Here is a 12,923-nt window from a genome sequence, read left to right as displayed (position 1 = left end):
GCCTGTCAGGTCAACGGAGTACCGGCGAGCTCACTGCGCGCCGGCATTCGTCGATCAGCCACTCGCGGAACGCCGCCACGACATTGCGCCTCGCGCCTCGCTCCGGGATCGTCAGGCAATAGGGCTGGCGCAGCGCCAGCGCCCGGGTGACGGGCCGGACAAGCCGGCCGTCTTCCAGCGCCGCGGCACAGTAGATCCCTTGCGCCAGCGCCACGCCCAATCCCGAAATTGCAAGGTCGAGTGCTGCGCGCGATGAGTTGGCCGAGAGGCCGCGTTGCGCTGCCCGGCCGGGCTCGATGCCGGCCGCCTCGAACCAGTTGTGCCAGGACGGAAAGGACGCACCAGTCGGTCCCCAGCCGGTGTGGATGAGCGGCAGGCTGGCGAGGCCCTCGGGTTTGATCGTGTCGGCCAGCCCGGGCGCACTCACGGGATAGACTGCATCCCGGACGATATCCTCGGTCGGGTGCTCGCGATAATGCGGGCCATAAGTGAGCCTGATGTCGATCAGCTCACGGTCGAACGGCACCGGGTCGTCGTCGCCTCTGAGCGATATGTCGACGGCGCCATGGCTTGCGACAAAACCGGCGAGACGCTGCGAAAGCCAACCCATGGCCATGGATGGCGGTACCGATACCACCAGGCGCGGGCGAAATGCATCGCCGCCAAGTTCGCGCGAGACGCTGCCGATCTCCTGGAAGGCCATGGTCAACCTCGGCAGCATCTCGACGCCGGCCTCGGTGAGGACGACGCGCCGGTTGACGCGGTGGAACAGCTTGCGGCCCATCTGCTCCTCGACGGTGCGGATGAGCTGGCTGATGGCAGCGGCCGATACCGAAAGCTCTTCCGCCGCCGCGGCAAAGCTGCCTGCACGCGCCGCGGCCTCGAAGGCCTGAAGTCCTTTGAGAGATGGAAGTGTGGCCACGATCATTGGATAGATAAGCTCAGCTTATCAAAATTGCAGAAATCGTCGTTTTTGGAAAGTTTTTTCATGGGCTACGGTGGATTTCATCAAATCCAAGCCTGGATCGAAGCCCGTGGATCATCGCGACGTAATTTCATCGTTGACGCAGGAAGAGCGCAACCGCCTGACCGCCAAATCGGACGTCGCGGGCCTCGTTCAGCTTGCCGCTCATTGGGGGGCGATCGTGATCATCGGATCGCTGATCGCCGCCAAGGTGCCGTTCTGGCCGCTGCTGATGCTGCCGCAAGGCATCCTCATCGTGTTCCTGTTCACGCTGCTGCACGAGACGGTTCATCGTACGGCTTTCGAAACGCAACGGCTGAACGATGCCGTGGCACAGGTGTGCAGCCTGGCGATCGCGCTGCCGGCGGACTGGTTTCGCTACTTCCACTTCGTCCATCATCGATACACGCAAGACCCGCAGAACGACCCGGAGCTGGCATTCGCCAAACCGGAGACATGGGGGCAATATCTCGTCCATGTCTCTGGTATCCCGTTGTGGTGGGGGCACCTCAAAACGCTTTATGGCAATGCTATGGACCGCGGCCGGGAAAGCTACGTTCCGCCAAAAGGCCACGACAAGGTGCGCATCGAGGCGCGCGCCATGATTGCCTTTTATGCCGTGCTCATTCTGCTGGCCGTTTATTTCCGGCTCTCCGTGCTACTCTACATCTGGATCCTGCCCGCGCTGTTGGGACAGCCGTTTCTGCGGCTCTATCTCTTGGCCGAGCACGGCCGTTGTCCGTTCGTCGCCAATATGCTGGAGAACACCAGGACCACGCTGACCAACTGGCTGGTCCGCAAGCTGGCATGGAACATGCCATTCCATGCCGAGCATCATGCCTATCCCGGTGTGCCGTTTCATCAACTGCCGCGGTTTCATGCGCTGATCGAGCGGCATTTGAAGGTGGTCGAGCCGGGCTATGTCAGCTTCCACGGCAAATATATCGACACCCTGCGTTGACGATGGCGACCTCAGCCGGTCTGGCTGTGCAACGCACGAGATTTCAACAGACGCTGAATATCGGCCGCATTCGACGGCACGCCGATCAGGTAGCCCTGCGCCTCGGTACAGCCATTGCCGCGCAGGATGTCGAGCTGCGCCTCGGTCTCGACACCCTCGGCGGTGACAGTGATGCCAAGCTCGGCGCCCAGCCCGATGACGGTGCGAACGATCGCCGCTGTGTCGCGATTGCCCAGGTCGTGGATGAACGAACGGTCGATCTTGATCTTGTCGACGGGAAAACGCCTGAGATAACCGAGCGAGGAATAGCCGGTGCCGAAATCATCCAGCGCAATGCGGATGCCGAGTTCGCGCAACTGACGCAGCGTCTTCAGCACAGTCTCACTCTCGTCCATCAGCACGGTTTCGGTGATTTCCAGCTCCAGCCGGCCGGCTGGCACACCGGAGAAGGCTAGCGCCGAGATGACGCTGCGGGCGAAACTGCCACTTTTGAGCTGCACGGCCGAGACATTGACCGCAATGCGCAGGCAGGCAGGCCAGCTTGCCGCCGCCGTGCAGGCTTTCCTCAGCGCCCACTCGCCAAGCGGCACGATCAGCCCGGTTTCCTCGGCGACCGCAATGAAGTCGTCCGGCGCCACCGTGCCGCGCTCTGGCGAATGCCAGCGCATCAAGGCTTCCGCGCCGACGATCTCGCCGGAGGCGATGTTCATGATGGGCTGGAAATCCAGATCGAATTCCTGGCGCGGCAGCGCTGCCTCGAGATCGATCTCGAGCGCGCGCCGTTCCCGCACCATGGCGTCCATTCCAGGCTCGAAGAAGCGGTACAGGTTGCGCCCTTCGCTCTTCGCCCGATAGAGCGCCGTATCGGCGTTTTTCAGCAGCGTATCGGCGTCGCCGCCATCGTCGGGGAAAACGGCGATGCCCAGGCTGATGCCGACATGCATGTCGCGGCTCTTGTCGCGAAACGGTCTTGCGATCGCCTCGATGATACGCTTCGCCAGTTTTTCGGCATCGGCAATGCCCTTGAAATTGAACTGTATGATGACGAATTCGTCGCCGCCGAAGCGAGCGACGACGTCCGTTTCACCGCGCAGGCAACGCTGCAGCCGCTCGGCCACGCCCTTCAACAGCCAGTCGCCGGCCGGATGTCCCCAGGTGTCGTTGACCACCTTGAAGCGATCGAGATCGAGCGAGAAAATTGCCAATGGCGTGGCCGCCGTGTCCTCCAGCGCAAGGTCGAGCCGTTCGCGAAACATCGAGCGGTTGGGCAGTCCGGTCAGCATATCGTGATGCGCAAGATGGGTCATGCGCTCTTCGGTACGGCGGCGCTCGGTAACATCGTCAAAGGTCGCCACCCAACCGCCGCCGCTCATCGGCTGGCGTGTGACCAGAACCGTCCTGCCGTCGGTAAGATGCCGATACGCCGAATGCATTTTTGCCGCCACCAGGCAGGCTTCGGTTTTGGCGACTTCACTGTCGACATCAATCCTCGAATAGATGCCGAGTTCCAGCAATCGTTCGAGCGCGTCGCGGTGCGTCGTTCCAAGCGGGAGGTCCTCCGCGGTGACGTTGTAGAGTTCCAGAAAACGCCCGTTGCGCACGATCATCTTGCCGTCAGCATCGTACATCAGCAAGCCTTGCGACATGTTGGCGAGTGCTGCGTCGAAGCGTCGGTGCTGTTCCTTGAGATCCTGTTGGGCGCGTCTCTGTTCGGTAATGTCCTCGTAGATCGAAACCCAGCCGCCCAGAGCAAGCGGGCGATGCGAGATGTTGATGATGCGGCCGTCCGACAGCGTCTCCTCGTAGGTCGAGGGTTTCGCCTGGTCGATATAGGGCTTGCGAATGGCGTAGAGTTCGTCGGCGGTTTGTGAGGCGATGCCGATGTCGACGCTGTGCCGCAGAATGTCGAGGAACCGGATCCCGGGCCGTATCATCTCGGCGTCGAGACAGAAGATGTTGATGTAGTTGCCGTTGCAGATGATCATCCGCTCGTCGGCGTCGAACATGCACAGGCCATGCGACATGTTCTCGACAGCGGCCGAAAAGCGTTCATTCTGTTCGCGCAGTTCGTCTTCCATATGGCGCGAGCGCCCCATGCCTTCGGCCTCCCGTTCCGGGATGACCGAACCATCCTTGGCATCAGCGACGGGCATGAGGCGCCTGCGGATCGTGATCGAACACCGCACTGTTGCCCGTTCCGGTTAATTTAGCGTTTTTCAGCCGATTGCGGGTGCCGAAATCTGATGCCGCGACGTCTCGATCGCGGAAAACCGCTTCAGGAACGCATTCTGCGCCCAGGTCACCGAGCGTGGCGTGAAATCGAAGCGGTCGGCATTGAAGCCGCGCGGACGGCCGAAGAACTCGGTCGCCTCGGCGGTCGAAAAGCCGGCGAGCAGCGTTGCCTCGAAGTAAGCGGCGATCTGGTCGGCGCGCTTGATCTCCTTGCGCAGCGCAGCGGATGGTTCCGGCGGCAACGAGAAGCGCGAATGGATGGCGCGCTGCAGTCGCAATTCACAGTCCTTGTAGCTGCCTCCCATCACCGATTTGAACGGCGAGATCATGTCGCCGATGACATATTCGGGAGCGTCGTGCAGCAGCGCCGCCAGCCTGGCGTCGGCCGAAGCCTCGGGCACCAGGTCGCAGAACAGCCCCTCGACCAGCAGCGAGTGCTGGGCGACCGAAAAGGCATGTTCGCCGCTGGTCTGGCCGTTCCAGCGGGCAACGCGGGCGAGCCCATGCGCAATGTCTGAAATCTCGATATCGAGCGGCGAGGGGTCGAGCAGGTCGAGCCGACGGCCCGACAGCATGCGCTGCCAGGCGCGTGCCGGCGCGCCGACGCGGTCGGCGGCCATCAGGTCTCCTCCGCGCTGACGGCTTCCTGCGGGAAGCCGAATTTCGCCCAGACCGGGATGGCGAGTGAAACAGCGGCGTGCCCGGCCATGATCGGCTGGCCGGCGTCGAGCGCCGCTTTGACCCGGTCGATGCGAGCAATGGCCAGACCGGTCGTGCCGACGGTCGACCCGAGCGTGCCCACCGCCCGTCCTGCAACGGTCAGCTCGGTGCCCGGTGCGGGCAGGGGCCTGTCGGCCGATGCAATCAGCACGCGCCGCCTGGCCGTGCCGCGATGCTGCATGCGCGAGACGACTTCCTGGCCGACATAGCAGCCCTTCTTGAAGCCGACGCCGCCGGTTTCGTCCAGCAGCACATCATGGGGGAAGGCGTCTCCGAGTTGATAGTCGCTGCCGCTTTCGGCAATGCCGCAGGCAATGCGGAAGGCTTGCCATGCGGCAAGATCGCTGCGCTCATCCGTTTCGCAATAGGAACGCGTGACGGCACCCTTCGGAAAGCGCGTGTCGGCGGCCGTCGTTGAATCGGATTGTGAGGGTGTTGATTCATGTCCCCACGCGACGATGACAAACGCCTGATCTGCCTTGGTAATCTCGACCTTGGCACGCAGTTTGTAGAGCGTCAGCCGGCGTACGAAATCGTCCGATATGGCGGCCCGGCATTCCAGCCGGAATGCATTCTCACCGTCGCGCGAGATCAGGAAATCGAACAGGATCTTGCCTTGCGGCGTCAGCAGTGCACCGGGCTTGGCTTCGCCCGGAGCCAGGATGTCGAGATCGGTGGTCAGGATGTTCTGCAGAAAATGCTCGGCATCCGGGCCTGACACGGAGATGAGGGCGCGGTCTTTGAGCTGGGCAAAGGGCATGGGCGGAAAAGCAACCTGATCTTGCAAAACGGTCGGCCTTTACGTAAGCCGCTGGCACTCCCCCCGCAAGAGAGCATGGCCATGATCTACGACCTCATCCTGACAGGCGGCACAGTGGTCAACCATGACGGTGAAGGGGCTCGCGACATCGGCGTGAAGGACGGGCGCATCGCTGCCATCGGCGATCTCCGCCAGGCCTCGGCCGGTGAGACGGTCGACTGCCGCGGCCTGCATATCCTGCCAGGTGTCATCGATAGCCAGGTGCACTTTCGCGAGCCGGGCCTGGAGCACAAGGAAGACCTGGAAACGGGTTCGCGCGCGGCCGTGCTTGGCGGCGTCACAGCCGTGTTCGAGATGCCCAACACCAATCCTTTGACCACCAGCGAGGCAGCGCTTGCCGACAAGGTTCGGCGCGGCACGGATCGCATGCATTGCGATTTTGCCTTCTGGGTCGGCGGCACCCGCGAAAACGCCGGGGATGTCGGCGAGTTTGAGCGGTTGCCGGGCGCGGCCGGGATCAAGGTTTTCATGGGCTCGTCCACCGGTGATCTGCTGGTCGAGGATGACGAGGGCGTGGCATCGATCCTCCGGAATACGCGCCGCCGCGCCGCCTTTCATTCGGAAGACGAATTCCGGCTGCGCGAGCGTCTTGGCGAACGCATCGTGGGCGATCCTTCATCGCACCCGGTCTGGCGCGACGAGATCGCCGCCTTGCGCTGCACCGAACGGCTGGTGCGCATCGCTCGGCAAGTTCGCGCCCGCATCCATGTCCTGCACATCTCGACCGCCGAGGAGATTTTGTTCCTCGAACAGCACAAGGATGTCGCGACCTGCGAGGCGACGCCGCATCATTTGACGCTGAGCGCCGACGACTATGCGCGGCTTGGCACGCTGATCCAGATGAACCCGCCAGTGCGCGCCGCGCGCCATCGCGACGGTGTCTGGCACGGCATTGCGCAAGGCATCGTCGATGTGCTCGGTTCCGACCACGCGCCGCACACGCTGGCTGAGAAGGCAAAGCCCTATCCGGCCTCGCCGTCGGGGATGACCGGCGTGCAGACGCTGGTGCCGATCATGCTCGACCACGTCAATGCCGGACGGCTGACCTTGCAGCGCTTTGTCGACCTGTCGAGCCACGGCCCGCAACGCATCTTCGGCATGGCGAGAAAGGGCCGCATCGCCGCCGGCTACGACGCCGATTTCACCATCGTCGATATGAAACGGCGCCAGACCATCACCAATGCGCAGGCTGGCTCGAAAGCCGGCTGGACGCCTTATGACGGGAGAGAAGTGACCGGCTGGCCAATCGGCACCGTCATTCGCGGCCGCCGCGTTATGTGGGAAGGCGAGATCGCCACGCCAAGCCAGGGCAAGGCGGTGGAGTTTTCCGAGGCCCTTGTCGTCTAGATTCCCTAAGAGGCTCAGTCGCCGGCGACGAAGAATGTCCATTGCCCGGCAGGCGTGATACCGACGCGATAGAAAATATAGGCGCCGAACTGCTTCATGTCGTCGAAGTCGCCCGCGGTGACGATCTTGAACAGTTCGACCCGCTGCTTGGCGTCCAGCTTGTCCAACGGCAGGGCGAAGAAATACGGCCACACATAGAGCTCTTGTGGCGTACCGGCATCGAGGTGGACGTAGCCGGCATTGAGCACCTCCTCCAGGATGGCCAGGATCTCCTGGCCGTCCGGGTCGCCGGAGAGCCCCTTGAGGAAGGCGATGGCGTCGCCGTCTATGTCGGTCAGCGATATCTGCGTGGCGCTGTCGCCCTTGCCGATCAAGGGACGCAGCTTTTCGATGTCACCGCCCTTGCAGGCTTCGACGATCAGGTCGTGCATGCGTCGTACCGGTTCCGGCAGCTTGCCGAGATCGTAGACAACCTCGGGTACCGGCGTGTCCGGATCGACGCGCGGTCTGGTCACGCCGCCATCCGCCGGACTGTCCGGCTCGGCTTCAGGAGCAGCCGGCTGGCTGGCCGGAGGCGGCGTTCCGACCGGGTTGGGCATTGGCACGGTGCTTCCCGGGGGCGACATGTCGTCGTCCGCCGGCGGCGTGACTGTTGGTGGGAGCTCTTCGCGCTTGATCTCGCTCAGCGCATAGGCGGGACTGCTCGTGAGACACGCAACCAGGGGAATCGCGGCACAGCAAGCGGCGAAGGAGATGCAGAGGACCAAGCCACGCGGCTTGCCTGACATCGAAAAACTCACTGCCCGTCTCTCCCTGCTTCCGGGCATGACGCCCGAGCGGCATTTTTGCCGTCAAAGAACCGGACGTCGGTTCAGTGCCGCAGCCGTTCAGGCTCGAAGGCGCCAGCAATCACCTTTTCACGCATACGGTCGAGCAGGGCAAGGGCCGAGGTCTCGCCATTGGCACGCAACATCTCGCCGAAGGCGGTTTCGAGTGCTGCTTCGGCAATGATCTCGGGCTCTATGCCGGCGGAGAGACCTTCCGCCCAGGCCTCGCTGTGGCTTTCCACGGCGGTCAGGCGTTTTTCTTCCCTGACCAGCGCGTCGATGTCGTTGACACCATGTTCCATAAGCGAATGTCCACCCTTTCAAGCAGCGATCCGTCGATGTGGATCAGGCCTGATCTGTTCATTTCACACGAAGGGACAATTAAGTATTTGTAAATACGACATTTTTTTGATCGTCTTTTACAAAGCCCGATTGCCTTGTGCGAAGCTGCGTTCAGCTCGAGTCAAACTTAGCCGATTGGGGCGGCCTGCGGGGCGAAAACCTTCAGTTTGAGTTAATTCCGCTTTCGCGCGGTAAGGTTTCGTTAATACTGTTGCAGAAGTGCAACATAAGGATTGCACCAAGATATCGCCTGGCACAAGCCGGATATCTCAGTCGTCGCCATCAATGGTCCTGATAGTTGTTGATGAGCCGCCGGAACGCCTGAAGCATGTCGCGTTTGATCGGAATCAGGCGACGCGCTTCAGGCTTTTTATTTTATGCATGTCGTTGTCCCAAAACCGCTGCGCACTTTTGGGCGACATGCCTAGTTGCCGTAACGCGAGGCGATGTCGCGCGACAGCGTCTCGCCTTCCTTCATGTAACGGCTGATGGCTTCGGTCGCCGAGGGCGTGCACCGCGTATAGGTGCCGCCGAAGGAGCGGTAGCCGCGATTGAAGCTGGCGATGAAGCGGGCGCGCCGCTCCGCGTCCGGATTTTCCGAATCGAGCAGCTTCTGCATCTCGACACGCCACTGGTCGCCCTTCTCTCCGCACAAATTGCGCAGGAAATGCAGCGACCCCAGAACCTCCGCCAATCGCATCAGGCCCGGCTCGAACGGCGACTCGGCGCTGAACGTAGGCCGTATCGAAATGGCCGTGCTGACGGCAAGACACACTGCGAGGAGCATGGATGGACGGTTCATAAGCCTTCTCTACCCAACGGCGTAAACCGTTGTGGTCTACCTAATGGCGCTAGCCGTTTGCCGAACGGTGCAAGCCGTTCTGGCTTGGCCAAACATCATAAGTCTTTGTGGCGAAACAATTTGTCACCCGCAAGGCGATTTTCAGGACCGCCACGGGCGTTTCCGCCGAGGGCCAACAACAAGTCCTCCGCAACGGCGAACACCGAGCCGGCAAGCGGCAATGCCTTCATTTCACTGAGCGTATAGAATGCGGCCGTCTCGGCGTCGTCGCTGGCCACTGCCTCGCCGCCGGCATAGGCGGCGCCGAAGACCGTGAGCTGATAATCGACCGGGTGGCTGTCATCTCTGCCGTCGATATGGATTTCGCGAAGCGGTCGATAATCGGCGGCCCGCAGGCCGGTCTCTTCCTGCAGTTCACGGGCGGCTGCCTGCTCCAGCGTTTCGCCGGGCTCGACCTTGCCGCCCGGAAAGGCATAGAGCCCTTGTGAGGGTTGCCGGGCTCGCTTGACCAAAAGCACGGTGTCTGCGCGCACGACGGCGACCGAGACTGCCGGGAGTGTCTTGCGCGCTTCGTTCATGGATTCCCGATCAGGCGTGAAGGCAGGTCTGTTGTGGACCGCCCAGCATGGGGAAGCTTTAGCGGTTGCGCAACGCCGGTTGCATCACCACTTTCAAACCCGAACCATTCGAAGGGCGCCAATCGACTATGTGCGGACGTTTTGCCTTGACCGCGACGCCGGATCAGGCCGCCGCCTTTCTGGATCTGGCGGGGCTTGAGGATTTCCCGGCGCGCTACAACATCGCCCCGACGCAGCCGATCCTGATGGTGACCGCCGGCCCCCAGCGGGCGCGGGGCTCGAATCTGCCGGACCGGCGGCCAATGCTGGTTCGCTGGGGGCTGATCCCGACCTGGGTCAAGGACACACGCGAGTTTCCACTGCTGTTCAACGCGCGCTCCGAGGGCGCCGCCGAAAAGGCCTCGTTCAAGGCGGCCATGCGCCATCGCCGTGCGCTGGTGCCGGCCTCCGGCTTCTACGAGTGGCGGCAAACCGGCGGCAAGAAGGGGCAACCCTACTGGATACGCCCAAGGCATGGCGGGTTGGTCGCCTTCGCCGGCCTGATCGAGACCTATGCCGAGCCGGGCGGTTCGGAAATGGACACCGGCGCCATCCTGACCATCAACGCCAATGCGGACATCGCCCACATCCACGACCGCATGCCGGTAGTGATCGATCCAAGGGATTTCGCCCGCTGGCTGGATTGCCGCACGCTCGAGCCGCGCGATGTCGCCGACCTGTTGCGGCCGGCGCAGCTTGGTTTCTTCGAGGCAATTCCCGTCTCCGACCTCGTCAACAAGGTCGCCAACATTGGACCGGAAACTCAGGAGCGGGGCGAGATCGGGCCGGAGCCCGAGAAGGCCAAGCGCCAGAAGCCCGGCACGGACCACAGTCAGATGACGTTGTTCTAGCTCAGCTGTTCTTCAGAAGCGCCTGTCAGCGCCCTCATGCCAGGCGCCTTTGGCGCCGGCCGCACACCGCTTCAGGCGGCGCGGGGCGATACGATCTTCTGTGCCGGCTTCTTCTTCTTCGCGGTGTGGAGAAGGGCGGCGACGATAGCGGCCGGACCGATTGCGCGATAGTGGTTGGCCAGCGCCGGTTGCTTGGCGCGGTTGGCTTCTTGCTTGCTTCGGGGCATGTCTCTCTTCCCAGGTAACATTTTCGTGTCTGCGTTTGATGGCCGATTCTGACCAAATCGTGACGCCTGCTGATCTAGCCGACGAATGTTTCATGACTGTGCCGACATGTTTAATAAAATGTTTCACTGGGCCATTACCTGTGATCCAGCGACGTTTTTGCCGAAACTTGCGACTTGACGGCAACACAAGCCAAGGCGATAAAGCCGCCCATGAAAACGTCTTTCGCCATTTGTGGCATTTGCATTATTGGCTAGCCTCGCGCTGGTCCGGACGTTTTCGCCTCATCTTTCCCCAGATTGGACAAACGCCCCGGCCAGCAGGCTGGAGCCTGATTTGCGTCTCGCGCAGGCTGGCTCCATCCAAATTGAGTTCTGAACCGGGAAGGCACGAATGTCCGACGCATCGCAGGGCCTGCGCCTCTACAACACGCTGACGCGGACGAAAGAGGATTTCGTTCCGATCGATCCAGACAACGTGCGCATGTATGTCTGCGGTCCGACGGTCTACGACTTTGCCCATATCGGCAATGCCAGGCCGGTGATCGTCTTCGACGTGCTGTTCCGTTTGTTGCGCCAAGTCTATGGCGAGGCGCACGTCACGTATGTGCGCAACATCACAGATGTCGATGACAAGATTAACGCCCGCGCGCTGCGTGATTTCGGCGCCGAGATTTCTTCGGGAAAACTGTCGCTCAACGAGGCGATCCGGCGGGTCACCGAAAAGACCGCCGATCAGTTCCACAGGGACGTGGCGGTTCTCGGCTGCCTGGAGCCGACGGTCGAACCGCGCGCCACCGAATTCGTCGAGCCTCGCGCCGACGGCAAGGTCGACATGATCACTTTGATTCAAAGCCTGATCGAACGCGGCCATGCCTATGTTGCGGCGGGCGAAGTCCTGTTCGACACAGCATCGATGCCTGACTACGGCCAGCTGTCGAAGCGCAATCTCGGCGAGCAACAGGCGGGTGCTCGCGTTGCCGTCGACGCGCACAAGAAAAATCCCGGCGATTTCGTCCTCTGGAAGCTGTCGTCGCCGGAGGAGCCGGGCTGGAATTCGCCATGGGGCAGGGGCCGGCCGGGCTGGCACATCGAATGCTCGGCGATGTCGGCCGCATATCTTGGCGAGGTGTTCGACATCCATGGCGGCGGCCTCGACCTGATCTTCCCGCACCATGAGAACGAGATCGCCCAGTCGCGCTGCGCCCACGGCACCGACGTGATGGCCAACATCTGGATGCACAATGGCTTCCTGCAGGTCGAAGGGCAAAAAATGTCGAAGAGCCTCGGCAATTTCTATTCGATCAACGAGCTCCTGGGGACGGAGACCTTTGGCGGCCGCAAATGGCCGGGCGAGGTGCTGCGGCTGGCGATGCTGATGACGCATTATCGCGAACCGATCGACTTTTCCGTGCGCAAGCTGGAAGAGGCCGAGAACACGCTGCGCAAATGGAAGCGAGCGGCGGACCTCGCGCCGGCGGCGGCAGGGCAGGTGCCCGTTGAGATCATCGATGCCTTGTCGGACGATCTCGCCACCTATGCCGCCTTCCAGGTCCTGACCCAGTTGGCTGGCGAGGCAGCGGACGGCAACGACGCGGCGGCTGCGCTGAAGGCGTCGCTGCTGTTCCTTGGCTTCGATGTCGCGTCGGCGAAGGTTGATGAAGACCACGTCGCCAAGGCAATCGCCAAGCGTCTCGCATTCATCGCCGCGAAGAACTGGGCCGAGGCCGACCGCATCCGTGACGACCTTTTGGCACAAGGTGTACAGTTGAAAGATGGCAAAGACCCGGTCACCGGCGAACGCATCACCACTTGGGAGGTAAAAAGATGATCGACCATCTCGGCATCACCGTTGCCGATTTCGACGCTTCGAAGGCTTTCTACGACAAGGCGATGGCGCCGCTGGGTGCCGCGCTGCTTTATATGGTGCCGCTGGAATACACCGGCGGCGCCAAGGTTGGTGGTTATGGCCGTGACCGGCCGGTGTTCTGGCTGAGTTCGGCCAAGGACAAGCCCAGGGATCACCAGCACGTCGCCTTCACCGCGCGCAGCCGCGCCGAGGTCGAAGCCTTTTATGCCGCGGCGCTTGCCGCCGGCGGCAAGGACAATGGCGGTCCTGGCCTTCGCCCGCACTATAACCCTGACTACTACGCCGCCTTCGTCTTCGATCCCGACGGCAACAATGTCGAGGCCGTCTGCCATGCCCCGGAGTGAGC

Annotated in this window: 14 protein-coding genes; 5 read left to right on the top strand and 9 right to left on the bottom strand. The window is 62.2% G+C overall.

Features of this window, described 5'->3' with window-relative positions; genetic code table 11:
• Positions 1-10: 10 nt before the first annotated feature.
• The gene (locus ASD12_RS00180; RefSeq protein WP_056581886.1) at positions 11-922 is read right to left on the bottom strand and encodes a LysR substrate-binding domain-containing protein; all 912 of its coding nucleotides are present in this window, start codon (positions 920-922) and stop codon (positions 11-13) included.
• Positions 923-1,034: 112 nt separating this feature from the next.
• Here ASD12_RS00180 and ASD12_RS00175 point away from each other — a divergent pair, with 112 nt between their 5' ends.
• On the top strand, positions 1,035-1,925 hold the full coding sequence (locus ASD12_RS00175; RefSeq protein ID WP_056581885.1) for a fatty acid desaturase family protein: 891 nt from the start codon (positions 1,035-1,037) through the stop codon (positions 1,923-1,925).
• A gap of 11 nt (positions 1,926-1,936) precedes the next feature.
• Here the strand turns inward: ASD12_RS00175 and ASD12_RS00170 are convergent, their stop codons facing one another.
• From ASD12_RS00170 to ASD12_RS00160, 3 genes are all read right to left on the bottom strand, one after another.
• Entirely contained in the window at positions 1,937-4,078 is a 2,142-nt protein-coding gene (locus ASD12_RS00170; RefSeq protein ID WP_056581884.1) for an EAL domain-containing protein, read from the bottom strand.
• 63 nt (positions 4,079-4,141) lie between these two features.
• A complete protein-coding gene (locus ASD12_RS00165) occupies positions 4,142-4,777 on the bottom strand; it encodes an HD family hydrolase (RefSeq protein WP_056580435.1) in 636 nt (211 codons plus the stop codon).
• The gene (locus ASD12_RS00160) at positions 4,777-5,637 is read right to left on the bottom strand and encodes a folate-binding protein YgfZ (RefSeq protein ID WP_056580432.1); all 861 of its coding nucleotides are present in this window, start codon (positions 5,635-5,637) and stop codon (positions 4,777-4,779) included. Before ASD12_RS00160 ends, ASD12_RS00165 begins: the two co-directional genes overlap by 1 nt.
• Positions 5,638-5,712: 75 nt before the next feature.
• Here ASD12_RS00160 and ASD12_RS00155 point away from each other — a divergent pair, with 75 nt between their 5' ends.
• The gene (locus ASD12_RS00155; RefSeq protein WP_056580429.1) at positions 5,713-7,044 is read left to right on the top strand and encodes a dihydroorotase; all 1,332 of its coding nucleotides are present in this window, start codon (positions 5,713-5,715) and stop codon (positions 7,042-7,044) included.
• 14 nt (positions 7,045-7,058) lie between these two features.
• Here ASD12_RS00155 and ASD12_RS00150 read toward each other — a convergent pair whose 3' ends face one another.
• The 4 genes from ASD12_RS00150 to ASD12_RS00135 form a co-directional block, all read right to left on the bottom strand.
• Entirely contained in the window at positions 7,059-7,844 is a 786-nt protein-coding gene (locus ASD12_RS00150; protein WP_056580426.1) for a hypothetical protein, read from the bottom strand.
• A 71-nt stretch (positions 7,845-7,915) separates the two neighbouring features.
• Positions 7,916-8,173 carry a hypothetical protein gene (locus tag ASD12_RS00145; RefSeq protein WP_008874920.1) on the bottom strand — a complete coding sequence of 86 codons (258 nt, stop codon included), beginning with the start codon at positions 8,171-8,173 and terminating at the stop codon, positions 7,916-7,918.
• 464 nt (positions 8,174-8,637) lie between these two features.
• Entirely contained in the window at positions 8,638-9,015 is a 378-nt protein-coding gene (locus ASD12_RS00140; RefSeq protein WP_056580423.1) for a TIGR02301 family protein, read from the bottom strand.
• A gap of 95 nt (positions 9,016-9,110) precedes the next feature.
• Entirely contained in the window at positions 9,111-9,593 is a 483-nt protein-coding gene (locus ASD12_RS00135; protein WP_056580420.1) for an NUDIX hydrolase, read from the bottom strand.
• Between the two features lie 128 nt (positions 9,594-9,721).
• Between ASD12_RS00135 and ASD12_RS00130 the strand changes: the two genes are divergently transcribed.
• Positions 9,722-10,483 (top strand): SOS response-associated peptidase, encoded by a 762-nt coding sequence (locus ASD12_RS00130; protein ID WP_056581883.1) that lies wholly within the window; start codon positions 9,722-9,724, stop codon positions 10,481-10,483.
• A gap of 71 nt (positions 10,484-10,554) precedes the next feature.
• Here the strand turns inward: ASD12_RS00130 and ASD12_RS34725 are convergent, their stop codons facing one another.
• Entirely contained in the window at positions 10,555-10,710 is a 156-nt protein-coding gene (locus ASD12_RS34725) for a hypothetical protein (protein ID WP_015318552.1), read from the bottom strand.
• 391 nt (positions 10,711-11,101) lie between these two features.
• Between ASD12_RS34725 and cysS the strand changes: the two genes are divergently transcribed.
• Complete coding sequence (gene cysS / locus ASD12_RS00125) at positions 11,102-12,538, top strand: cysteine--tRNA ligase (protein WP_056580417.1); 1,437 nt, start codon at positions 11,102-11,104, stop codon at positions 12,536-12,538.
• Positions 12,535-12,921: a VOC family protein gene (locus ASD12_RS00120; RefSeq protein WP_056580415.1), complete on the top strand. Its 387-nt coding sequence runs from the start codon at positions 12,535-12,537 to the stop codon at positions 12,919-12,921. The genes cysS and ASD12_RS00120 overlap by 4 nt, the downstream gene beginning before the upstream one ends.
• Positions 12,922-12,923: the final 2 nt, after the last annotated feature.

Source organism: Mesorhizobium sp. Root102, from assembly GCF_001425625.1.
Taxonomy (GTDB): Bacteria; Pseudomonadota; Alphaproteobacteria; order Rhizobiales; family Rhizobiaceae; genus Mesorhizobium.
Note: the sequence above shows the minus strand (reverse complement) of the source record. Positions and strands in the feature narration are given on the sequence as shown.

Bases quoted from the DNA above. Each gene is read 5' to 3' on its own strand.
- ASD12_RS00140 (WP_056580423.1), bottom strand. From the start codon at position 9,015: ATGAACCGTCCATCCATGCTCCTCGCAGTGTGTCTTGCCGTCAGCACG.
- ASD12_RS00120 (WP_056580415.1), top strand. From the start codon at position 12,535: ATGATCGACCATCTCGGCATCACCGTTGCCGATTTCGACGCTTCGAAG.
- cysS (WP_056580417.1), top strand. From the start codon at position 11,102: ATGTCCGACGCATCGCAGGGCCTGCGCCTCTACAACACGCTGACGCGG.
- ASD12_RS00170 (WP_056581884.1), bottom strand. From the start codon at position 4,078: ATGCCCGTCGCTGATGCCAAGGATGGTTCGGTCATCCCGGAACGGGAG.
- ASD12_RS00155 (WP_056580429.1), top strand. From the start codon at position 5,713: ATGGCCATGATCTACGACCTCATCCTGACAGGCGGCACAGTGGTCAAC.
- ASD12_RS00160 (WP_056580432.1), bottom strand. From the start codon at position 5,637: ATGCCCTTTGCCCAGCTCAAAGACCGCGCCCTCATCTCCGTGTCAGGC.
- ASD12_RS00165 (WP_056580435.1), bottom strand. From the start codon at position 4,777: ATGGCCGCCGACCGCGTCGGCGCGCCGGCACGCGCCTGGCAGCGCATG.
- ASD12_RS00135 (WP_056580420.1), bottom strand. From the start codon at position 9,593: ATGAACGAAGCGCGCAAGACACTCCCGGCAGTCTCGGTCGCCGTCGTG.
- ASD12_RS00130 (WP_056581883.1), top strand. From the start codon at position 9,722: ATGTGCGGACGTTTTGCCTTGACCGCGACGCCGGATCAGGCCGCCGCC.
- ASD12_RS34725 (WP_015318552.1), bottom strand. From the start codon at position 10,710: ATGCCCCGAAGCAAGCAAGAAGCCAACCGCGCCAAGCAACCGGCGCTG.
- ASD12_RS00145 (WP_008874920.1), bottom strand. From the start codon at position 8,173: ATGGAACATGGTGTCAACGACATCGACGCGCTGGTCAGGGAAGAAAAA.